Annotated in this window: 20 protein-coding genes; 3 read left to right on the top strand and 17 right to left on the bottom strand. The window is 67.2% G+C overall.

Going from position 1 to position 21,930, the window contains the following annotated elements:
• From AC1DZT_RS12365 to bchF, 3 genes are all read right to left on the bottom strand, one after another.
• The coding region (locus AC1DZT_RS12365) for a ferredoxin:protochlorophyllide reductase (ATP-dependent) subunit B (RefSeq protein ID WP_478006941.1) at positions 1-1,030 on the bottom strand (1,030 nt) is incomplete at its 3' end.
• On the bottom strand, positions 1,027-2,319 hold the full coding sequence (locus AC1DZT_RS12360; protein WP_478006940.1) for a ferredoxin:protochlorophyllide reductase (ATP-dependent) subunit N: 1,293 nt from the start codon (positions 2,317-2,319) through the stop codon (positions 1,027-1,029). The genes AC1DZT_RS12360 and AC1DZT_RS12365, both read right to left, overlap by 4 nt.
• Complete coding sequence (gene bchF / locus AC1DZT_RS12355) at positions 2,316-2,849, bottom strand: 2-vinyl bacteriochlorophyllide hydratase (RefSeq protein WP_478006939.1); 534 nt, start codon at positions 2,847-2,849, stop codon at positions 2,316-2,318. The genes AC1DZT_RS12360 and bchF overlap by 4 nt, the downstream gene beginning before the upstream one ends.
• 321 nt (positions 2,850-3,170) lie before the next feature.
• On the opposite strand from bchF, the gene AC1DZT_RS12350 reads away from it, so the two are divergent.
• Both AC1DZT_RS12350 and ppsR read left to right on the top strand, forming a co-directional pair.
• Positions 3,171-3,962: a hypothetical protein gene (locus AC1DZT_RS12350; RefSeq protein ID WP_478006938.1), complete on the top strand. Its 792-nt coding sequence runs from the start codon at positions 3,171-3,173 to the stop codon at positions 3,960-3,962.
• Positions 3,963-4,053: 91 nt separating this feature from the next.
• Positions 4,054-5,430, top strand: a complete 1,377-nt coding sequence (gene ppsR / locus AC1DZT_RS12345) for a transcriptional regulator PpsR (RefSeq protein ID WP_478006937.1) — start codon at positions 4,054-4,056, stop codon at positions 5,428-5,430.
• A gap of 47 nt (positions 5,431-5,477) precedes the next feature.
• Here the strand turns inward: ppsR and idi are convergent, their stop codons facing one another.
• The 4 genes from idi to chlG are packed head-to-tail and all read right to left on the bottom strand — an operon-like array spanning position 5,478 to position 9,391.
• Positions 5,478-6,014 carry an isopentenyl-diphosphate Delta-isomerase gene (idi, locus tag AC1DZT_RS12340; RefSeq protein WP_478006936.1) on the bottom strand — a complete coding sequence of 179 codons (537 nt, stop codon included), beginning with the start codon at positions 6,012-6,014 and terminating at the stop codon, positions 5,478-5,480.
• Positions 6,011-7,189 carry a geranylgeranyl diphosphate reductase gene (locus AC1DZT_RS12335; RefSeq protein WP_478006935.1) on the bottom strand — a complete coding sequence of 393 codons (1,179 nt, stop codon included), beginning with the start codon at positions 7,187-7,189 and terminating at the stop codon, positions 6,011-6,013. The genes idi and AC1DZT_RS12335 overlap by 4 nt, the downstream gene beginning before the upstream one ends.
• A gap of 1 nt (position 7,190) precedes the next feature.
• Complete coding sequence (locus AC1DZT_RS12330) at positions 7,191-8,486, bottom strand: BCD family MFS transporter (RefSeq protein WP_478006934.1); 1,296 nt, start codon at positions 8,484-8,486, stop codon at positions 7,191-7,193.
• A complete protein-coding gene (gene chlG / locus AC1DZT_RS12325) occupies positions 8,483-9,391 on the bottom strand; it encodes a chlorophyll synthase ChlG (protein ID WP_478006933.1) in 909 nt (302 codons plus the stop codon). The genes AC1DZT_RS12330 and chlG overlap by 4 nt, the downstream gene beginning before the upstream one ends.
• A gap of 456 nt (positions 9,392-9,847) precedes the next feature.
• Here chlG and AC1DZT_RS12320 point away from each other — a divergent pair, with 456 nt between their 5' ends.
• Entirely contained in the window at positions 9,848-11,227 is a 1,380-nt protein-coding gene (locus tag AC1DZT_RS12320) for an FAD-binding oxidoreductase (RefSeq protein ID WP_478006932.1), read from the top strand.
• Positions 11,228-11,263: 36 nt separating this feature from the next.
• On the opposite strand, the gene AC1DZT_RS12315 is transcribed toward AC1DZT_RS12320, so the two are convergent.
• The 10 genes from AC1DZT_RS12315 to AC1DZT_RS12270 form a co-directional block, all read right to left on the bottom strand.
• Positions 11,264-11,866, bottom strand: coding sequence for a DsbA family protein (locus AC1DZT_RS12315; protein ID WP_478006931.1), 603 nt, complete (start codon positions 11,864-11,866; stop codon positions 11,264-11,266).
• Positions 11,863-12,231: a hypothetical protein gene (locus AC1DZT_RS12310; RefSeq protein ID WP_478006930.1), complete on the bottom strand. Its 369-nt coding sequence runs from the start codon at positions 12,229-12,231 to the stop codon at positions 11,863-11,865. The genes AC1DZT_RS12315 and AC1DZT_RS12310 overlap by 4 nt, the downstream gene beginning before the upstream one ends.
• A complete protein-coding gene (locus AC1DZT_RS12305; protein WP_478006929.1) occupies positions 12,228-13,217 on the bottom strand; it encodes a ketopantoate reductase family protein in 990 nt (329 codons plus the stop codon). Before AC1DZT_RS12305 ends, AC1DZT_RS12310 begins: the two co-directional genes overlap by 4 nt.
• A gap of 2 nt (positions 13,218-13,219) precedes the next feature.
• Complete coding sequence (locus tag AC1DZT_RS12300; RefSeq protein ID WP_478006928.1) at positions 13,220-14,392, bottom strand: acyl-CoA dehydrogenase family protein; 1,173 nt, start codon at positions 14,390-14,392, stop codon at positions 13,220-13,222.
• Positions 14,393-14,453: 61 nt separating this feature from the next.
• The gene (locus AC1DZT_RS12295; RefSeq protein ID WP_478006927.1) at positions 14,454-15,560 is read right to left on the bottom strand and encodes an LLM class flavin-dependent oxidoreductase; all 1,107 of its coding nucleotides are present in this window, start codon (positions 15,558-15,560) and stop codon (positions 14,454-14,456) included.
• 55 nt (positions 15,561-15,615) lie between these two features.
• Positions 15,616-16,698, bottom strand: a complete 1,083-nt coding sequence (locus AC1DZT_RS12290) for an LLM class flavin-dependent oxidoreductase (protein WP_478006926.1) — start codon at positions 16,696-16,698, stop codon at positions 15,616-15,618.
• Positions 16,695-18,332, bottom strand: a complete 1,638-nt coding sequence (locus AC1DZT_RS12285; protein WP_478006925.1) for an ABC transporter ATP-binding protein — start codon at positions 18,330-18,332, stop codon at positions 16,695-16,697. Before AC1DZT_RS12285 ends, AC1DZT_RS12290 begins: the two co-directional genes overlap by 4 nt.
• Entirely contained in the window at positions 18,311-19,144 is an 834-nt protein-coding gene (locus AC1DZT_RS12280) for an ABC transporter permease (protein WP_478006924.1), read from the bottom strand. The genes AC1DZT_RS12285 and AC1DZT_RS12280 overlap by 22 nt, the downstream gene beginning before the upstream one ends.
• A complete protein-coding gene (locus AC1DZT_RS12275) occupies positions 19,141-20,151 on the bottom strand; it encodes an ABC transporter permease (protein ID WP_478006923.1) in 1,011 nt (336 codons plus the stop codon). Before AC1DZT_RS12275 ends, AC1DZT_RS12280 begins: the two co-directional genes overlap by 4 nt.
• Positions 20,152-20,193: 42 nt before the next feature.
• Positions 20,194-21,828 (bottom strand): ABC transporter substrate-binding protein, encoded by a 1,635-nt coding sequence (locus AC1DZT_RS12270; protein ID WP_478006922.1) that lies wholly within the window; start codon positions 21,826-21,828, stop codon positions 20,194-20,196.
• Between the last annotated feature and the right edge of the window lie 102 nt (positions 21,829-21,930).

Below are 21,930 nucleotides of genomic sequence, written 5' to 3'. Positions count from 1 at the left end.
CGGCCTCGACCTCGAGGTAATCGTCGGTGATCAGCGCCTCGACGCCGTAATCTCGCGCCAGGGCACGGATCGGACGGGCCATTTCGCGGTTGAAACAGCCAAGGCCTGCCACCTCGAACCCCATCTCGTCGCGGGCGATGCGGGCGGCGGCGGCGACATGGGTGCCGTCGCCGAAGAGGAAGACGCGCTTGCCGGTGAGATAGGTCGAATCCACGCTGCGCGTCCACCAGGGCAGGCGCAGGCGCGCGGTATCGGTCCTGACCGGAAGGCCGGTGATCGTGGCGACCTCGGCCAGAAAATCCCGGGTGGCGCCGACGCCGATGGGGGTGATCTTGGTATAGGGCTGCTTGCAGGTCGTCTCGAGCCAGCGGGCGGCGGATTCGGCATGTTCGGGGTACATCAGCACGTTGAAATGGGCGGCGCCCAGGCGGGCGATGTCGGCGGGGCGCGCGCCCATCGGGGCCACGACATGCACGCCGATCCCCATGTCGGACAGCAGGCTTGTCAGTTCGGTGATGTCGTCGCGGTGGCGAAAGCCAAGTGCGGTGGGGCCGATCAGGTTGCAGGTGACCTCTGCCGTCCGCTCCATCGGGCGGGCGAGGGCGCGCACGATCTGCAGGAAGGTCTCATCCGTGCCGAAGCCTTCCTTGCGCTGGTAGCTGGGCAGGTCGAGCGCGATCACCGGCAGGCCGAGGTTCATCGAGGCGGCAAGGCCTGCGGGATTGTCCTGGATGAGTTCCGCGGTGCAGGAGGCGCCGACGATCAGCGCCTCGGGGTGGAAGCGGTCCACGGCCTCCTGGCAGGCGGTCTTGAAGAGGCTGGCCGTGTCGCCGCCCAGATCGCGGGCCTGAAAGGTGGTATAGGTGACCGGCGGGCGATGGTCGCGCCGTTCGATCATGGTGAAGAGAAGGTCGGCATAGGTATCGCCCTGCGGCGCGTGGAGGACGTAATGCAGCCCCTTCATCGCCGTGGCCACCCGCATGGCGCCGACATGCGGCGGGCCTTCATATGTCCAGAGCGTCAGCTTCATTCTGCGACCTCCAGCCGGGGGGCCAGGGGCGCAAGCAGGGCGCGGCGGCGCAGGGGGCGGGCGAAGAGCGCAGCCAGATCGCCGGCCTGTTCGTAGAAATGGACCGGGGTGAAGACCAGCTCGATCGCCCATTTGGTCGCAAGCCCCTCCGCCTCCAGGGGATTGGCAAGGCCCAGCCCGCAGACGGTCAGATCGGCGCGGGCGGCGCGGGCGCGGGCGAGTTGCCGGTCGACATCCTGGCCCTCGGACAGGGTCGGGCCCCTGGCCAGAAGGGCCAGTTCGGGCGCCATCACCTCGCGGTGCAGGAAGGGGGTGCCGACCTCCAGCGCCGTCATGCCGCACTCGCGGGTGAGAAAGCGGGCGAGGGGCAGTTCCAGCTGGCTGTCGGGGAAGAAGAAGATGGTCTTGCCGGTCAGGCTGCGCGCCGCGGCGGCCACGGCCTTCTCGGCCCGACCGCGGGGGGCTGCGGTGACGGCGGCGAAGAGGTCGGCCGGCACGCCGAATTCGGTGGCGATGGCCTGCAGCCAAAGGCTCGTGCCCTCGGCGCCGAAGGGGAAGGGGGCCGCGATGCGGCGGGCGCCGCGCCGTGAAAGGGCCGCGGCGGTATCGCCGAGGAAGGGCTGCAGCAGGGCGAAGACGGTGTTCGGGCCGACCGCAAGACCTTCGGCGCTGCGCCGGGCGGGCAGGCAGCGGACCCTTGTGATCCCCATCGCCTTCAGCAGGGCCAGGGCCTGATCCTCGACCACATCGGGCAGGGCGCCGACCAGCAGCAGCTCTTTTTCCGGCGTCGCGGCCAGGGTCGGCACCATCGCGGCAAGGCAGGCATCCTCGCCCTGGGTGAAGGTCGTCTCGATCCCCGAGCCGGAATAGTTCAGCACGCGGACATGCGGGGCATGCCTGACGCTCATCCGTTCGGCGGCGCGGTGCAGGTCCAGCTTGATGACTTCGGAGGGGCAGGAGCCGACGAGGAACAGCTGCCGGATGTCGGGGCGGCGCGCCAGAAGGCGGTCCACCTCGCGGTCAAGCTCGGCCTGCGCATCGGCGAGGCCGGCCAGATCCTTTTCCTCGAGAATCGCCGTGCCAAAGCGGGGTTCGGCAAAGATCATCACCCCGGCGGCCGATTGCAAAAGATGGGCGCAGGTGCGCGATCCGACGACGAGAAAGAAGGCGTCCTGCATCTTGCGGTGCAGCCAGATGATGCCGGTCAGACCGCAAAACACCTCGCGCTGGCCCCGCTCCTTGAGGACGGGGGTGTCTGTGCAGCCAAGGGCGGGGGCGGGGGTGGTCATGTCCGCACCGCCAGGTCCTGCGCGCCGCGGTCCTGAGGGGCCGCCTCCTGCCCCGCCATGTCCAGCCGTGCCAGGCGCAGCTTGAAGACGAACTGCGCGGCATTGACCGCATAGGTCGCATAGGCCGCCAAGGCCAGGATCATCAGGCCCAGCGGGCTCAGCGCCCCGGTCCAGAGCGCCAACAGATAGGCACTGTGCAGGGTGATCACCGCGAAGGAGAAGACATCCTCCCAGAAGAAGGCGGGGGCCAGAAGATATTGACCGAAGACGACTTTCTCCCAGATCGCGCCGGTCACCATGATGAGGTAGAGAAAGCCGGTCTTGACCAGGATCGAGATCGTCGCCGCCTCGTAGCCCGCGCCGGTGACCAGATAGCGCAGCACCAGCGCCAGCGAGGTCGCAAAGGCCAGGAATTGCAAGGGCGCCAGAATCCCCTGCACCAGGGTCCATCCCGTGGCATCGCGCCGGGCACGCTCGGCAGCCGTGTAAAGCGGGGTTCGGGCTGGTTTGCTGGGGCGAATCTTTGGCATGGCTTGCCTTTCAGACGGCGTCTCCTGACGGCAACCCTAGTCCCTCGATTCTCAATGTGTCAATTAGAACTTACACAATTTGAGTTGACACTCTTATGGGGCCCGACCGGGATAGCCCACCCCTCTGCGGCAAAAAATCCCGTGTATTGTGATGTGTTTACAGAGACTTGAATTTTCACCGCCAGCCGTTTATCTTCGGGAGTGTCAATTTTCTTTGACAATTTCGCGAAGCTAGGGAAAGGTTAACCCAAGGGATGACCCTGATCGTGCGGACAGACTCAAGCTGCGATCTTGTGGGTGACCCTGTGGGGGTGCCTTCGCATGCAAGAATTCCGCCAACAAGATCAGCATCGCACACCGCCAGGCGACATCGCGGGCGTCACCTACTTTGCCAGCCAGGTCGTCTCGCTTCTGGCGGACCGCAGCGCAAGGGCGGTTTCGGGCCTGCGCGAACCCCTGGTGACCGGCTTGATCCAGGCCTCGCTGTCGGGAACCACCCATGCCTTTGCCGCCTTGCTGGGCGAAGTGCGCCGCTCGCGGATCACGCTGGCGGCCATGGCCGACCTCTACATCCCCGAGGCGGCGCGGCGGATGGGGCACGCCTGGCACGAGGACGAGCTGTCCTGGATGGATGTGACGATCGGGGTCGGGCGGCTGCAAAGCCTTCTGCGCGAGATCGGCACGGCCTGGGTGGCGGATCAGGCCGGGGATGCCGGCAGCGGCACGGTGCTTTTGCTGCTGCCCGACCGCGAGCATCACACCCTGGGCCCGATGGTGGCCGTGGGCCAGATGCGCCGCTACGGAGTTTCGGTCTGCCTCAGAATTGCACCAAGCTTCGAAGAATTGCGCAATCTCGTGACAACGCGGCAGTTCGACGGGATTTTGATCTCGATTTCGACCAAGGACAAATTGGATCCGGTGGCCCGGACCATAAAGTATCTCAGAACAGTCATGACCAATCCATGCCCGATCGTCGTGGGCGGGGCCGTGATGGCAAAGGTGGAGGATCCGGCAGCATGCACTGGGGCTGATCTTTCCTCCAATGACATCGGCGCTGCGCTCGAGGCGATTGGCCTCAAGTTCGACGCCTCTTGCGTGCTGCGGCGCGCGTAACACACCGCTGTCCCGAAGTGATGGGTGGGCGGCAAGAATGGCGATGACTCTGGTGAACACGGACTCGAATCATTTTCTTGCGGGCATGGCCATGCCTTTGGTGGATCCGGAGCTTTTGTCCGAGATTGTCGCGACTGCGGCCGACATTTCCCTGCTGGTGACCGATGAGGGCCGCGTCGGCGCGGTCATGGTCAACCCGCACCACCCGGCGTTCGGCAAGCTGGATGATTGGGTCGGGCAGCATTTCTTCGATATCGTGACCGAGGAAAGCCGGCCCAAGTTCGTGCGGCGTCTGGAAGCCGTGATGAAGCCCGGCGCGAAGTCCATGGCGGTGGAGATCAACCATGTCGGCCTGTCGATGTGGGAGTTTCCGGTCCGCTACGTCATGCACTGCATCGGCAAGGACAAGACGGTGCTGATGCTGGGCCGCGACATGCGCCCGATTGCCGAGATGCAGCAACAGCTGGTCATGGCGCAGATCGCGCTGGAGCGGGACTACGAGACCCAGCGCGAGATGGACACGCGCTACCGGGTGCTGATGGAAACCACGCTGGATGCCGTGGTGCTGCTTTCGATGAACAACGGCCGGATCGTCGACCTGAACGCCTCCGCGGCGGCGCTGCTGGGCGGCGCACGGCTGGAACTGGTCGGCGCCGCCATCGCGCAGGAATTCGAAGGTCGCCGTCGCGGCGAGTTCCTGGAAAGCCTGACCAACATCGCCTCTGCCGACTCGATCAGCCCGGTGGAGCTGGTGGCGCGCCGGTCGCAGCGCCGTCTGCGGGTGATCCCCAAATTGTTCCGCGCCGCGGGCGAGCGTCTGATGCTCTGCCGGCTGGAGTCGCACGAACAGGCCAGCCTCGCGCTGAACGAGTCGCATGAAAATCTGGAGCGGTTCTTCCACGAGGGCGTCGATGCGATCGTCTTCCTCGATCAGGATGGCGTCATCACCCTGGTCAATGACGCGTTCCTGAAACTGACGGAAAGCAACCATCTGGCCGATGTGCGCGGGCGGTCGATGGCGGATTTCCTGTCGCGCGGTGCGGTCGATCTGCGGGTGATCCTCGACAATGCCAAGCGGTCGCGCCAGCTGCGGCTTTACTCGACCAAACTGGTGAACGAATTCAGCGGGCAAGTCTCGGTCGAGGTGTCGGCCACCTATTTCAGCGACAGGCCGCGCCCCGGCTTTGCGCTGGTGCTGCGCGATTCCAGTTGGGCAGAGCTGGTGCGGCGGCCCGGTCTTGCCGGCAGCGAGGATGGCATGCGCGGCGTGATGGAGCTGGTCGGCTCATCGACGCTGAAGGATATCGTCGCGGAAACCACCGATGTGGTTGAAAAGATGTGCATCCAGACCGCCGTGGACCTGACGCGCAACAACAGGATGGCCGCGGCCGAGATGCTGGGCCTGTCGCGCCAGTCGCTTTATGTGAAGCTGCGGAAATTCGGCCTGCTGACCCGCGACGACGAATAGGCCACGCGAAGGGCAGCGCGGGGCAGATGCACGGGAAGCGCTGAGGCTCAGGCATGCGCAGGGTCCAGCAGGGTGGCGATTTCGGCGCGGCCTTCGGTCAGGTAGATCCGCAACCAGGGGGTGAACCGGGCGGGGTCGTCCTTGATCTGCCGGGTCAGATCCTCCAGTGCGATCCAGGCGGTGTCCATCACCTCGTCCGGGTTCGGCATCAGGGCCAGCGTCAGGGGCGCTTCGGCGACGAAAAGATCGACGACCTCATGTTCGATCAACCCTTTGCCCACCGCGGCCCGGTATTCGATACCACCGACACGGCGCAGCGGCAGGCCGGTGATGCCCAGCTCATCCTCCAGCCGCCGGGTGGCGCAGGCCAGCGGTGCCTCGCCCCAGCGCGGATGGGTGCAGCAGGTGTTGGTCCAAAGGCCCGGCGTGTGGTATTTGCCGAGCGCCCGGCGTTGCAGAAGCGTGCGCGCTCCGTTCATCACGAAGACCGACACGGCCGGATGGCGCAGGCCACGGCGATGCGCCTCGATCTTTTCGACCGGCATCAGGTGGCCATCGACGAAGGCGGGAATGATCTCTGTCATACATGCTCCGGCGCGACCCAGCCCATCAGGTGCCTGAGGTTCTTGAAGCCGATCTTCAGATGCGCGAGCGGGCGGGCATTGACCAGCTTCTTGTTCATATAGGCGTCGAAGGTCAGCTTCTGCACATCGAGGTCATGGCAGAGGCTGACGAAACGCTCGCGCCGTTCGTCCGACTTGTAATAGGCGTCCTGCATCGAGCGCAGGACCTTGAAGACGGTCCCATGCTCTTTCATGAAAAGCTTGCGGGCCAGGCGCAGTTTGGCCGGGCGCCCGGTGGCAAGGCAGGCCTGGGCTGCGGTGGCGGCGACACGGCCACCCACCATGGCGTAATAGATCCCCTCGCCGGAGGAGGGCGCCACGACCCCGGCGGCATCGCCCGCAAGGATCACATCCCGCCCATTGTCCCAACGGTCCATCGGGCGCAGGGGGATCGGCGCACCCTCGCGGCGCAGGGTCTCGCAGCCCGCAAGGCCCGAGGCGGCGCGCAGATCGGCGGTGGCCTGTTTCAGATCGACCCCGTCGATCCCCGTGCCCATCCCCACGCTGGCCTCTGCGCCATGCGGGAAGACCCAGCCATAGAAATCCGGGCTGATCCGGCCATCATAGATCACATCGCAACGCGTCGGATCATAGCTGTTGGAGGCGGCCGGTGCGCGGATGATCTCGTGATAGGCGATGACATAGGGGGTCTTGTCGCCGCCCGGCACCTCGGTCCTCGCCACGGCAGAGCGCGCGCCATCGGCCCCGATCACCAGCCGGGTCGCCAGCCGCATCTCCTCGCCCGAGGCCTTGTCGCGGTAAAGGACATGGGTGCCGGTGTTGTCACGCTCCAGCCGCAGATAGGTGCCTGTGAGGCGCTTCGCCCCACCCGCCACCGCGCGCAGCCGCAGGAATTCGTCGAAATGTTCGCGGTCCACCATGCCGACGAAACCGCCCTCGATCCGGATATCCACCGCGCGCTGCGTCGGAGAGATCATGCGCGCCGTCTGGATTTGCGCCACAAGCTGCCCCTCGGGGATCGAGAAATCCACGATGAGGCGGGGGGGAATGGCGCCGCCGCAGGGCTTGATCCGCCCGGCCCGGTCGAGAAAGGCCACCTTCACCCCGGCGCGTGCCAAGTCATTGGCCGCCGTCGCGCCAGAGGGTCCGCCGCCGATGACGATGACATCAAACATCCTATTCTCCTGGAACCAGGGCGCCCGGAAGGGGCTGGCGCCGCGCCTCGATCACGACCGCTGCCATCCATGTGGCCAGGGCGAAAAGCCCCGCTTCCACCAAAAAGACCAGCCCGAAGGCAGAGGGCGTCGGCATGAGGTGCCGGGCCAGATCGACCGCCCCGGCGCCGAGCACGCCACCCAGACCGGCCGCCACCGCCTGGGCCGCCCCCCAAAGGCCCATGCGGGTGCCCTCGCGCTCCTCCCGGCCCTCGCCGGCCAGCGCCATCATCGCGCCGATGGCCGCCACCGCGAACATGCCGTTGAAAAAGCCCAAGGCCATGGTGGCGGGCTGGATCAGGCTGGCGCCCTGGGCCATCTGACCCGCAAGTGCGATGGCCAGCAGCGCCAGCGCCGATCCGGCGCAGCCGGTCATCACCCAGGCGCGCAGGGAGCCGAGGCGAAGCCCGGTTGCCGCGATCCCCACGGTCAGCATCCCGAAGAACACCCCGCCGTTCTGCGCGCCGGACAGCTGGGTGGACTGGCCCGGGGTAAAGCCGAAGGCGAGGCCGGCATAGGGCTCCAGGATCAGCTCCTGCATGAAATAGGCGACCATCGACAGGAAGATGAAGAAGGTGAAGTTGCGCGCCCGGGGTTCGGCCCAGATCTGGGCCAGGCCCTCGCGCAGGGGCAGCGCCCGTTGCGGCTCGGCTCCGCCTGCGTGACGCGCCTCGATCCCCCAGACAGCAAGGATGGTCAGGGTGACGGCAGCCACGCCGACCAGCGCCACAAGCTGCAGGAGCCTTGTCTGCGAATAGGGGTCGAGCGCCTTGCCGATGAGCGTGGCCGTCACGGCGATGCCGAAGATCATCATGAGCCAGGTGATCGTGGCCGCAGCCGCCCTGCGGCGCGGATGGGTATTGGTCGCCAGAAGCGCCAGAAGCGTTGTGCCCGAAGCGCCGGCTCCGGCGCCGATCAGCACATAGGCCAGGAGCGAAACCGCCAGCCCCGGGTAGAACATCCGCCCCATCAGCACGAAACCCGCCGCCGCCAGAAACCCGCCAAGCGCCAGGATCGCCATGCCGAGGATGATGAACCTCGTCCGGTTGCCGCCTGTGTCGGACCGGTAACCCCAGTTCGGACGGGTGATCTGCACGGCATAATGCAGCCCGACCAGCAGCCCCGGCAGCACGGCAGGCAGGGACTGTTCCACCACCATCAGCCGGTTCAGCGTCGAGGTGCAGAGCACGACGATCGCGCCAAGGCACATCTGCACCGCGCCAAGCCGAAAGATCGACACCCAGGACAGATGTTTCATGGCATGGCCTCCAGGCTGCGCAGGGCAAAGGCGGTGATCATCATGCCGCTGACATACATCCCGATGCCGGTGGCGTTGTACCAGGGCGCCTTGCCCTTGGGGTCTTGCAGCAGCGTGCCCATGGCGCGGATTTGCCAGAAGAGCAGCAGCGCGACGAAGATGGCGTGATAGGGTCGCCCCCAGACGAAGAGAAAGGCAATCACCAGCGCCTGCGCCAGCCCCATGACGGTGCAGGCCACCCGCGCCGCCACCTCTGGCCCCAGGGTCACCGGAAGCGAGCGCACTCCATAAAGCCGGTCGCCCTCCAACGCCTTGAAATCGTTGAGCGTCATGATGCCATGCGCCCCAAAGGCGTAAAGCAGCGCCATGGTGCAGACCTGGAACGAGGGCATGGCCTGCGACAGGACCGCCGCCCCGGTGAACCAGGGCAGACCTTCATAGCACAGGCCCACCAGCCCCGGCCCCCACCAGCCCGACCGTTTCAGCCGCACCGGCTCCGCCGAATAGGCCCAGGCGGCCAGCACGCCCGCCACGGTGGCGACAAAGCCCCAGCGCCCCAGCAGCCAGCCAAGCCCCAGCGCCAGTGCCGACATGGCCAGCGCAATCCAAAGGCCCCAGCGCCCGGGAATGCGGCCTGACGGGATCGGGCGATGCGGCTCGTTCACCGCATCGACATGGCGGTCGCACCAGTCGTTCGCCGCCTGCGACATGCCGCAGACGACCGGCCCGGCAAGGATGATGCCCAAAAGCACCATCGGCCAACTGGCCCAGCCTGACGCGCCGACCGAGACGATGCCGCACAGATAGGCCCACATTGGCGGAAACCATGTGATGGGCTTGATCAGCTCCAGCATGGCCCTCGGCTGCGGGCGCGGCAAGACGTGTAAGTTTTCTGATACACTCATGTGTAAACTGTGCATTACATTGTTGAGTCGATCAAGCGCCGAGTTGCAGGGAGTTCATCCTCTGGTCCTTCACCCGTCGCGGCGCGAGTCCTGCGCTGCGGGACAAGCCGGCGGGGCGATGGTTCTTGCAGGGCGCCAAGTCGCTCTGGACCCGCAGAGAATGCAATTCGTTTTGGCTGACGAAGAAGCGCAGTTTGTGCCCTTTGACGGTAAAAGTTCGAAAGCCGGGTGGCGCCAGACTGCTTTCCTGCCAGTCCACTCTGTGTTAAGTGTGTAGAAACAACCTCTTGCGGGAAGGTGCTTTGCGGCATTGCAGTTCAGGACGATGCCCTTGCACAATGCCGGCGGAGGAACGGATCTCAGCGCCCCCTAGGCTTGGGGCAAGTCTGGCTTGGCGGCGCCTGCGCCATCAAGGGCCAATGGCGGGCCGGTGCCGCCGCAGGAAAGGATTGATCTTTGACCATCGAACCGGCCGTGATCGCCCGTCTTGCCGAACTCCTCGGGGATCGTCTTTCGACCAGCGCGGGCGAGCGTGACCATCACGCGGGGCACGAGACCCACCACCTGCCGCAGCTGCCCGATGCCGTGGTCTGGCCCCTGACGACGGACGAGGTGGCGGAAATCGTCCGGATCTGCACCGCGGCCAAGGTGCCGCTGATCGCCCACGGCCTCGGCTCCTCGCTCGAGGCGCATGTGGCGGCGGTGCGCGGCGGGGTTTCGGTCGACATGATGCGGATGAACCGGGTCCTGCGGGTCTCCACCGACGACCTCGACTGCACGGTCGAGGCCGGGATCACGCGAGAGGCGCTCAACGCCGCGCTGCGCGATACGGGGCTGTTCTTTCCGGTCGATCCCGGCGCCAATGCGACTTTGGGAGGCATGTGCGCCACCCGCGCCTCGGGGACCAGTGCGGTCCGCTATGGCACGATGGCGGAGAATGTGCTGAACCTGACCGTGGTCACGCCGCAGGGCGAGGTGATCCGCACGGCGCGGCGGGCGCGGAAATCTTCGGCGGGCTATGATTTGACCCATCTGTATCTGGGGTCGGAGGGCACGCTTGGCATCATCACCGAGGTGACCCTGCGCCTGCAGGCGCGGCCCGAGGCGCTTCTGGCGGCCGTCTGCACCTTTCCCGGCCCGCAAGAGGCCTGCCGGACCGCGATCGAGGCGATCCAGTACGGGCTGAACCCGGGGCGGATGGAATATCTCGATGCCGGGGCGGTGGCGGCGGTCAACGCCTTCTCTCACCTGTCAGAGGTGGTGGCGGATACGCTCTTCGTCGAGTTTGGCGGATCGGCGGCCGAGGTCGAGGGCCGGGTGGCAAGTTTCCGCGCCCTGGCCGAGGCCAATGGCTGTGCGGGCTTTCGCTGGGCCCGCGCCGAGGAAGAGCGCAACCGCCTGTGGAAGGCGCGTCACAGCGCCTATAACGCCACGCTGGCGACCCGGCCCGGCTCGCGCGGTTGGCCGACCGATGTCTGCGTGCCGATCGGGGCGCTGGCGGAATGCCTGTTGCACGCCAAGGCCCTTCTGGCCGATTGCCCGGTGCCCTATGCGATCATGGGCCATGTGGGCGATGGCAATTTCCATGTCGTCTTTGCGCTGGACCCCGAGCGCCCGGACGAGGACGCCATCGTGACGCGGATCAATGCCGCCATGGTGCAAAAAGCGCTGGAGGTCGACGGCACCTGCACCGGCGAACATGGCGTGGGCCTGGGCAAGGCGAAATACCTGGTGGCCGAACATGGCCCGGCGCTGGCGGTGATGCGGCGGATCAAGGCGGCGCTGGACCCCGAGGATCTGTTCAACCCGGGCAAGATCCTGCTTGGGCAAGGCTGAAGGCCGCCCCGGCAGGGGCGACCTGTTCGCAGCGCCTCAGGCGACCAGCGCCTTGCCCTTCAGGTGGTCTTCCAGGAAGGGCAGGCTGTCCTGCCCCCAGAAAAGCTCCTCCCCCACGCGGTAGGAGGGCAGGCCGAACACGCCGGCCCGGCGCGCCAGATCCAGGCTTTCGGCCTTGCGGCGGGCAACCTCCGGCCCCTTGGCGAAGGCCTCGAGTGCGGCAAAGTCCTGCCCGGTCGCAGCGGTGAGGCGGGCGCGGGTGTCGGGCGCGCCGATATCCTCGGCCCGGCCCCAGAAGGCCTGATGGAAGGCGCGGGCAAGGGCCAGCCAGTCGCCGCCGCCCAGATGGGCCGCCACGACAAGATCGCTTGCCGGGGTGATATCGGACAGGCTCTCGCGGCCCTCGAACGCCAGCGTCACATTGCGCCGATGCGCCCAGCGTTTGAGGTCGGTGACCCAATAGGCCTTGCGGGCGGGGGGGCGGTTGCGGGAGTAGATGCCGCCGTTCTCCTCGATCAGCGGGATGACATGCGGGACGATCTCTGCCCCCTGCGCGCGGGCGAGGGCCAGGAAAGGCTCCAACCCGATATAGGCCCAGGGCGAGCCCAGGCCGAAAAAGTAGTCGATCTTCTGTGTCATTCCTTGGTCCGTCCTTTGTGGGTCTTTTGCGCGGCCTGATCGAACAGGGCCAGCGCACATGCTTTGGCCTCAAGCATCGGCGTCCCGCCGCCATGGACCGCGGGGCGTGCCAGTGCCCCGTCGTAAAGCAGGGCCAGATGGGCACCGATCCGGTCCGGCTGTGCCAGGTCCGCACGGGCCACGATCCGCGCGCTTTCGCCATGCTCGGCCGCCGCGAGGCCAAAGGCACAGGCGCGAAACGCCGGGTTGCCAGCTTTCTGGATGATGCGGTCCATGCCCACCGCGCGGATGCCGATGCGAAAGAAGAGGTTGCTCGCCACGTCGAGGATATGGCTGGCGAGGGTGGAGCGGAGGGCGGTGGTCATTGCGCCGCCACCGCGTCAAGCGCGCCTTTCGCCTGGGCCAGCGACACCAGCCTGTCGAGGGCAAGGTCGCCCGGCTTGCCGCCCTGTGCCGCAAGACCATCGGCCAGACGTTGCGCGGCCTCGTTCCAGGGTGCGGCCAGCCCCAGCAGCCGGGCCTGCAGCACGATCTCGCCGTTGAGGAAGTCGACCTCGTGGCGCGCGCCGCGCACGAAGCTTTGCCAGGTCGATTGCCCGCCCGGATCGTCGGGATCGCGCTGCACCTGCCAGCCGGCGAGGCTGACCTTGCGGTCCCCTTCGGTTGCCGGATCAAAGCCTGCGGCGCGCAGCACCGCCTCTGCCTCTTGCGAAAGGGCATCGGCGACCCGCAGTGCCGCGGTCGGGGTGGCGGCGAAAAGTTCCACCACGTTGCGGACGTTGTAGGTCAGTTTCTGCGCCTTCCAGCGCAGGATATCGGCCCGCTCTTCCACCAGCGCCCCGGCCCGGGTGAGGTCTGTCGCCAGCCGGGCCGAGACCCCGTCGCGACCCTCCGGATAGCGCCCGATGGTGATGGCGGCAAACTGCGGGCTGGCCAGAACCCGCACCTTGCCGACCTCGGTATAGATCGCCGGCGTGCGCACCACGGCGGAATAGAGGTGCGGGAAGCGGCGGGCGACGATGCGTTCGGCCTCCAGCCCGTTTTGCAGGGTCACCACGGGCAAGGAGGTGGCGAGGGGGACTTGCGCCAGCCGCGCGGTCAGATCCTCGACATCCTGGGCCTTGACGGCCAGCAGCAGGATATCGTCGGGCGCAAGATGCAGGCTGTCCAGATCGGTGAGGTTCAGCGCGATCTGGCGGGTGGCGTCGGGGCGACGATAGGACAGGCCGTGGCGCCGCAGATGCTCCAGCTGGGCACCGCGTCCGACCAGCATGTTGGCAAGTCCGGCTTGCGAGAATTGGGCGGCAAGGGCCGAACCCACGGCACCGGCGCCGAGGATCACATAGGTCATCGTCAGACCGCCTTTCGCAGGGGATCGGGCTGCGCTTCGGCGCCAGAGGCCTTGAACCGGGCAAAGGCGCTGCGGCCGAGGATGGAGAGGACGGTATCCTCCTGCGGCGCATGGATCAGCACGGCCTGGATGTTGCGGAAGTGCCGCTCCAGCCCCAGATCGGCGCTGAGGCCGGGATTGCCGAGCGCCTTGACCGCCAGCGCCACCGCCTCTTGCAACTGCCGCCCGACGATCATCCGCGCCCGCATCAGATGCAGCGCGTCGTCGCGGTGATGGTAAAGCGCGTCGAAGAGGAAGGTCCGCGCCGAGCCGACCAGCAGGTCGATCTCGCCGGCGATGGTGATGATCCGCTCGGTCTCGGCAATCGGGCGGCCCAGGTTGGCGGGGACGCGGTCATGGGCAAAGCGGGCGAAGGCCTCGGCGGCGGCCTCGGCGACGCCGAGGTAGATCGAGGTCAGGCCAAGGGTCAGCACCGCGTGGCCGAGGTTGTCCTGCTGGCCCTTGCCCGCCTCGACAAGGTCAAGCACATGGCCTGCGGGCACCGCCACATTGTCATAGACCACGTCATGCGACGCGGTGGCGCGCATCCCCAGACTGTTCCAGGTCTTGACGATGGCAACGCCGGGCGTCTCGCCGGGGACGATGAAGGTGCCGACGCGGGCCGGGGTTTCGTCGGTGGTGGCCCAGACAAGGTGATGCGTCAGCCCTTCCGAGCCGGTGACGAAGCGTTTCACCCCGCTGATGGCCCAGCCCGTTGCGGTGCGCCTTGCCCTCGTCTGCGGCAACCCGCCCCGCGCGGGGGAACCGAGGTCAGGCTCGACCCGCGCGGCGTTCAACAGGATCGGGCGGCTGCGGCCCTGTTCGACGATTTGTCGGTAATAGTCCTCGGGCCAGTGGCCGCGCTCGGCCTGCGCCAGATGGTTGGCCAGCGTCATGGTGACGATCAGCGCCACCGAAGGGTCGGCGGTGCCGATCTGGGCGATGATGCGGACGAGATCCTCGATCGTGCCACCCGGCCCGCCATAGCGGCGCGCCACGGTGGCCTGCAACAGGCCGGCGTCCTGCAGGGCCGCTATCCCCTCGACAGGGAAGCTGCCGGTGCGGTCGGCCTCCTTCGCGGCGAGGGCGATGCGGGCCAGGGTATGGGGCGGGACGGTGAAGGGTGAGAGGGTCACGGCAGCTCTTTCTTGCAAGGGAAGGCCGGGGTCGGCGGGTCTGGCGACCCCGGCAAAAGGCTCAGGCGGGCTCGTTGACTTTCGCCCGGGCGGCCTCACGCTCGGCCAGACCTTCGCGGACCAGGGGCAGGACGTAGCGGCCGTAATCCACCGCATCGTTGTAATTGTCGTAGCCGCGGATCGAGATCAGGTCGGCCCCCAGATCGACATAGTCCAGAAGCGAGGCGGCGATGGTCTCGGCCGAACCCACGAGGGCGGTCGAGGCGCCGGAGGCGTTGGTTGCGGTGACGGTCGGATACCAGAGCGCGCGGTCCTGCACGTCGCCCCGCTTGGCGATTTCCAGAAGACGCTGGGAGCCGACGTTCAGCGGCGCCCCGGCGCTGGCGGGTTTGCGCGCCAGACCCTTGTCGCGGGCGGCGTTGAGCTGGTCCAGCACGGCATGGGCCTTTTCCCAGGCCAGCTCATCCGTGGCGCCGATGATCGGGCGGAAGGTCACCCAGATGCGCGGGCGGTCGCTGCGGCCGGCGGCGGCGGCGGCTGCATTGACCTTGTCGATCTGCTCGCGGGTTTCCTTCAGCGGTTCGCCCCAGAGCCCGAAGATATCGGCCAGCTCGCCCCCGACGCGGTAAGCCTCGTCCGAAGAGCCGCCGACCGAAACCGGGATCGGCTTGACCGGGCGGACCTTGCTGGCGAAACCCTTGAACTGGTAGAATCTGCCCTCATGGTCGAAGGGCTCGGTCGAGGCCCAGGCCCGGCGCAGGATGCGGATATATTCGGCCTGGCGGGCGTAGCGGTCTTCCTTGTTCAGGAAATCGCCCTCGCGCGCCTGTTCTGCCGGATCGCCGCCGGCGATGAAGTGGACGACGATGCGCCCGCCGCTCAGCTGCGACAGGGTGGCCAGCGCCTTGGCGGCCACGGTCGGATAGACGGTGTTGGGCCGCAGCGCCACGATGGCATTGATCTGCCGCGTGTTGGCAAGGATCGTCGCCGCCACCGTGAATGGGTCGAAGGAGGAGGAGTGGTAGGGCACCAGCGTGTAGTTGAAGCCGTAGTCGTCCAGCATCTTGGCATAGCGCACCAGATAGGCCGGGTCGATCGCCGCCTCGGGCAGCGGCGCGATATCGGTCGAGGCATTGGGGAAGGTGACGGAGATGAATTCGGTCGGCATGGGGGTCTCTTTCGTAGGACAGGTTCCCGCGGGCGAGGGGCCGCCCGCCGGTGGTTCAGGCGGGCTGCCAGCCCAGGGCGGGGGCCACGGTTTCGGCAAGATCAGTCAGAAGCCGCAGGTTCTGTGCGAGGTCGAAGCCGGGCGGCAGGAAGAAGATCAGCTCGTCGGCAAGGCTGAGGCCGGGGTCGGCCAGAACCGCTGTCGTCACCGCCTCGGGCGTGCCGTGCAGGACGGGCGAAATCTGCGCGCCTTCGGGGGCGTTGGTGCGGGCGGTTGGCTCCAAAGCGCCTTGGGGGCGCGAGGCGGCGATTCCTTGGGTGCGGCGTTCGTGGTCATAGGCGGCGTAGGTGTCTCGCAGCGCCGGTGTCGTGCCGGGCAGGATCGAGGCGGCAACGGCGACGGGGGGCGGGGGCGTGCCCCAGAGGCGCGCCCAGGTCTCGCGGTAGGTGGTGATGATCCGCGCCTGATGTTCGGGGAAGCTTTCGCCGGGGGCCTGACCGTGCTGGACGGTGCCGGTGGTCAGGGGCAGGCCAAGTTCGGCGGCGTGGATGGCCGAACCGAGGCTGGACACGCCCTGTCTGATCCTGCGGTGCAGCGTCGGGCTATGCGGGGTCACGCGCAGTTCGGCGCCCAGCGGCGCGCCCTGACCCTCGGTGTCGACCCGGTGCAGCACCTCGCCGCGCAGGGCGGCCAGAAAGCGGGCCTGCCGCCGCTTGGCCTCGGTCCGCGCATCGGTTTCGACGGTGCCGAAGACCGCATCGAAGGCCGCCGTGGCGCCGGTGGAGACGGCAAGCTCCAGCCGCTCGCCGACCAGAAGGTCGGTGGTGGCCGCGGCCTCGGCCAGCAGGATCGGGTCCTGATAGCGCAGCGGGATGACGGCAGAGCCAAGGGTGATGCGGCTGGTGTGCTGGCCCACGGCGGCAAAGAAGGGCAGGGGCGAGGACAGGTAATGATCGAAATGGCGCTGATAGGACCAGCCGGATTGATAGCCCAGCCGCTCGGCCCCTTGATAAAGGGCGATGCCGTTGCGCAGGCCCTGCGCCGGGCCTTCGCTGTCGCTGAACGCCACGCGGGTGTTGAAGCCGAGCCGGGCCTTGCGGCGAAAGCCGCTTTGCGGGATGGGTCTTGCCAGCGTCATGCCGCCACCTCGGGCACCGGGGCGGCACGGCCCTTGGGGATCGCGTCCAGAAGGGCCCGCGTATAGGGCTCCACCGGGCGGTCGAAGATCTCGCTGACCGTGCCATGTTCGACGATCCGCCCCCGGTGCATGACCGAAACGCTATGCGCCAGTTGTCGGACCAGGGCGAGGTCGTGCGAGACGAAGACATAGGTCAGGCCCAGCCGGGCCTGCAGCGCCAGAAGCACTTCGACGATGTCGGCCTGTACAGAGACATCGAGGGCCGAGGTCGGCTCGTCCAGCACGATCACATCGGGCTCTAGGACCAGCGCCCGGGCGATGGCAACGCGCTGGCGCTGGCCGCCCGACAGGTCGGTGGCGCGGCGCGACACGAGCGCCGGGTCCAGGCTGACGCTGTCGATGGCCTCGCGCACCCTTTGGGCACGTTCTTCGCGCGTGCCGATGCCGAAGCGGTCCAAAGGCTCGCGCACCAGGGCCTCGACACGCCAGGTCGGGTCGAGCGAGGTGAAAGGGTTCTGGTAGACCAGTTGGAGATGGCGCCAGGCCTGCCGCAGGCTGGCCGGATCGCGGCCCGAGACCGAATGCCCCGCCACCTTGATGCTGCCGCGGTCGGGCTGTTCCAGGCCCAGAAGCAGGCGGATCGTCGTGGTCTTGCCCGAACCGGATTCGCCGACCAGGGCATGGGTGGTGCCCGCCGGAACCGAGAAGGACAGATTGTCCACCGCCGTCAGACGGCGCCCCTCGACGCTGAAGGTCTTGGAGATGCCGGCGACCTCGATCTTCGCAGCGCTGGTCTTGGCAAAACCCGGATCGCGGAGCCTGGCGTAACGGTCAGCGTTCAGGGCCGGAACATCGGCCTGCAGCTTGCGCGCATAGGCCGAGGCGGGGGCGGCGAAGACCGCGGGCGTCGGCCCGGCCTCCTGCACGGTGCCGCCCTTCAGCACGATCAGCGCATCGGTCCGCTCTGCCGCGATGGCAAGGTCATGGGTGATGAGCAAGAGGCTGATGTCCAGATCCTCCCGCAGCCGCGACAGAAGGTCGAGGATGCGCTTCTGGATCGTCACATCGAGCGCCGAGGTCGGCTCGTCCGCCACCAGCAGCGCCGGGCGTGGCAGGATTGCAAGGCCGATCAGCACGCGCTGCAACATGCCGCCGGACAATTGGTGCGGATAGCTGTCATAGACCCGCGCCGGGTTGTCGAGGCCGACCTTGGCGAAGGTGTCGAGGATCAGCTCCTTGCGGTGCTCCGGTGCGGTGTCGGCCAGAAGCGCCGCCGCCTCTTGCGCCTGCGCGCCGATCCTGCGCACCGGGTTCAGGGCATGGCCGGGGTCTTGCGGCACAAAGCCCAAGGTGCGGCCGCGCAGCGCGCGAAAGCGGCGCTCGGGCAGGGAAAGGATCTCTTGCCCGGCAACCTCGACCCGGCCCCGCGCGTGGCCAAGGCCGGGCAGAAGGCGCAGCACCGCGCGGGCGATGGTCGATTTGCCAGAGCCGGATTCGCCGATCAGCCCAAGGCTCTGGCCGCGGCCGAGTTGAAAGCTGACATCGCGGACAACCTCGGTCCTGCCATAGGCGACGGAGAGGTTTTCCACCCGCAGCAAGGGAAGGTGCGGGGTCAGTTGGTCTTGCGCAGCCATCTGCTGATCCTGTCGAGTGAAAGAACGGTGAGGATGGTGACGAGGGCGGGGGCATAGACCAGCCAGGGCCATTTCAGGTAATCCTTGCCGATGGCGATCAGCAGGCCCCAGTCCGCGGCGGGGGGCGGGTCGCCGTAGCCCAGGAAGGCGAGGCTCGCGATCACCAGGATCGACAGGCCGAATTGCAGCACGGCGAGCGTGATCACCGACCGCGAGGCATTGGGCAGCACATGGCGCGTCAGGATATGCCAGCGCGATCCACCCGACAGGAATGCCGCCTCGACGAAGGCCGCCGCGCGGGTCTTGATCACCTCGGCGCGCATCACGCGGGCAAAGATCGCGACGGCAGAGATGCCGGTGGCGATGGCGGCATTGGTGGTGTCAAAGCCCAGGGCGGTGACGACGATGACGGCCAGAAGAAAGCTCGGCACTGCCAGCAGCACATCGACCAGGCGGGCCAAGGCCACATCGACCCAACCGCCGAGAAACCCCGCCAGAAGGCCGATCAATCCGCCGGCCACCAGCCCGATGCCCACGGCGATCAGCGCGCTGGCGACCGAGGAGGCGGTGCCATAGACCACCCGGGTGAACAGATCGCGGCCGAGGTGATCGGTGCCGAACCAATGCGCGGAACTGGGGCCCTGCAGCTTGTCCGCCGGGATGCCGATGGCGGGGTCAAGGCTGGTGAAGAGGCCCGGCGCCACCGACCATGCCACCACCACGGCGAGGAAGACGAAGGCAAGGGCGACGGTCGGCGGCAGACCGGCGAGGGTGACAGGGTCGGAGCGGGAACGAAAGGTGGAGAGGGTCATGCGCTCACCGGGGCAGAGGGGGAGGTGGCAAGGCCGCCCGCCGCCGGGGCGGTGCCCGGGGCAGCACCCAGCAGCTTCACGCGCGGGTCGAGCAGCGGGTAGATCAGGTCGGCGATCAGGTTGATGGTCACGAAAACCAGCGCCGCGAGCGAGACCACGGCCTGCAGCACCGGCAGATCCTGGGTGACCACCGAACGTTCGACCAGACTGCCGATCCCGGTGCGGCCAAAGACGGTTTCGGTGATCAGGGCGCCGGACAGAACCTCGCCGATGGTCAGGCCCAGAACCGTGACGACCGGCAGGGCAGAGGGTTTCAGGAGGTGCAGGAAGAACAGCCGCGTCTGCCCCACCCCGCGGGCGCGGGCGACGGCGGCATATTCCTGGCGCGCCTCGTTGTCGATATTGGCGACCAGAACCTGCGCGATCTGGGCCGAGATCGGGATGCCAAGCGCGATGGCGGCAAAGAAGGTCGCTTGAGCGCTTTCCGGGTCGATGACGCGAAACAGGCCCAGCTGAAAGCCGAAGACATGGATCAGCACCAGCCCGATCACGAAATTCGGCACCGATAGGAACAGCGAGGGCAGGCCGCGCACCGCGCCCTGACCAAGGGCGCGCGGCAGGAACTGGCTGGCATAGGCGATCGCCGCCGCCAGAACCAGCGCCACCGCCAGCGCCGAGGTGGCCAGGTGCAGGGTCGAGGGCAAAACCTCGGCGATCAGCGTCGCCACCGGGCGGCTGGAGCGCATCGACAGCCCCAGATCCCCGGTGACAAAGCTGGACAGCGCGGACCAAAGCTGCACCAGAACCGGACGGTCCAGCCCCTGCGCCGCGATGATCCGGGCAATCTCGTCCTGGGTGAAGCCGTTCTGCGGGTTCTGCAGGACCGAGGTGATCGGGTCCCCCGGCAGGATCGACACCACGACGAAGGTGAAGACATAGGTCAGGAACAGCGCGACCAAAGCCTGCAACAGGCGCTTGGCGGCATAGGACAGGTAGGGATGGCGCATGCGGGCTCTCCTGCGTCGGAAGGGGATGTCTGCCGGGATCGGTCAGGCGCGGGCGCTCTTGGTCGCGGTGTAGTAGCTGGCATAGGCCACGCCGTTGTAGGCGACGCCCTTCACCTCGGGCGATTGCACATAGATGCGCTGGACCATCTGGGTGCGCGGGATGAAATAGCCCTGATCCAGCAGATAGGCCTGCAATTCGTCCAGAAGCGGCGCGCGGGCTTCGAAGCTGGCGGAGGAGGCGATCCTGTCGCGCAGATCGACCAGCCTGGCGTCGGTTTCGCCCAGGGCAAACCAGTTCTCGCCCTTGTTGGCATCGGTCAGGATGGCGGCCACGATGCCGGGGTCGATGAAGCTGCGGGTGACCTCGTAAGCCGGCACATTGTCGCCGCCATAGCGGACCTTTTCGCCGAAGGTCACCACGTCATAGGCGCGGATCTCGACCTGCCAGCCGATCTTGCCGAGTTGCTGGGCGATCAGCTCGTCCACGGCTTTCGCGGTGGCGAGATAGGGGTTGGAATGCAGGACGATCTTCAACTTCGTGCCGCCCTTGGCCCGGATGCCATCCGCGCCCTTCACCCAGCCCGCCGCATCCAGCAGCGCCTCGGCCTTGGCCGGGTCATGGGCGAGGGCGGCGCTGTGGTCGGTGGCGCCGGGCACGTTGCTTTGGATGAACGAGGTCGGCAGCAGCCAGTCGGGGGTATAGACCGTGTCGATGATCTCTTGCCGGTTGATCGCCACCTGCAGGGCCTGGCGCACCTTGAGGTCGTTGAAAGGCGCCAGACGGGTGTTGATCGCCCAGCCGTTCACAAAGCCCAGATAGCGCGGGGTTGCGACGGTGAAGCCCTCGTCCTTCAGCGATTGCAACTCTTGCGGCGAGGCGTTGTAGGCCACATCGGCCTGACCCGATTGCACCGCCGCCACCCGCAAGGAGGATTCCGCTACGATCTTGTAGGTGATGCTGTCCAGATGCGCCGGGCCGGTCTGGCCCAGGGCGGCGGGCCCCCAATTGTAATCGGGCCGCTTCACCAGCTTGACGAAGTCGCCCTCTTTCCAGCTGTCCACCAGATAGGGGCCGCTCGCCACCGTCTTGGACAGGTTGGCCTGTTCGGAGGCCGGGCTGGCCAGGGTCTTGGGCGAAATCAGGATCGAGCCGTGGTAGCCCAAGGTCGGGATGAAGCCGAGGGTCGGCTTCTTGAAGGTGACCTTGACCGTGGCGGGATCAAGCGCCTCGGCATGGTCATAGGTCTTGGGGAACAGGCCGATCGGGTTGATCCCGTCCTCGGTCCGCCCTGCGTACCAGATATCCAGATTGGCCACGACCGCCGCCGCATCCAGCACCGACCCGTCCGAGAAGGTGACCCCCGGCTTCAACTTCAGGGTGAACTCGGTGGCCGTGTCGTTCTGCGTCCAGCTTTCCGCCAGCCAGGGCGATACGGCGCCCTTGTCGTCGACATAGACCAGCTTGTCGGCCACATGGCCCCAGACATGGCCCTGGAAACTGGAAATCGAAGAATTGTTCGGAATCCAGGTCGGCCCGAGCGAGTCGATCAGGAAGACAAGGTCGCCACCGGCCTCTTCGGCCAGGGCGGCACCGCCAAGCGCGGCAAGGCTCAGTGCGGCAGAGCCGGCCAGAAGGCTGCGGCGGGTCAGGCGAAGGGAGGCGGGAAGCTGTGTCATGGTATCATCCTGAGGGGGAGGGTCTGCGGGGCCTCCGGTGCAACCGGGGCCGGGAGGGGCTGTGGAACGCGTCAGGCCCAAGGGCCCGAGCTTGCGAAAAGG

Source organism: Rhodobacter sp. P1_C2 (assembly GCF_056406375.1).
Note: the sequence above shows the minus strand (reverse complement) of the source record. Positions and strands in the feature narration are given on the sequence as shown.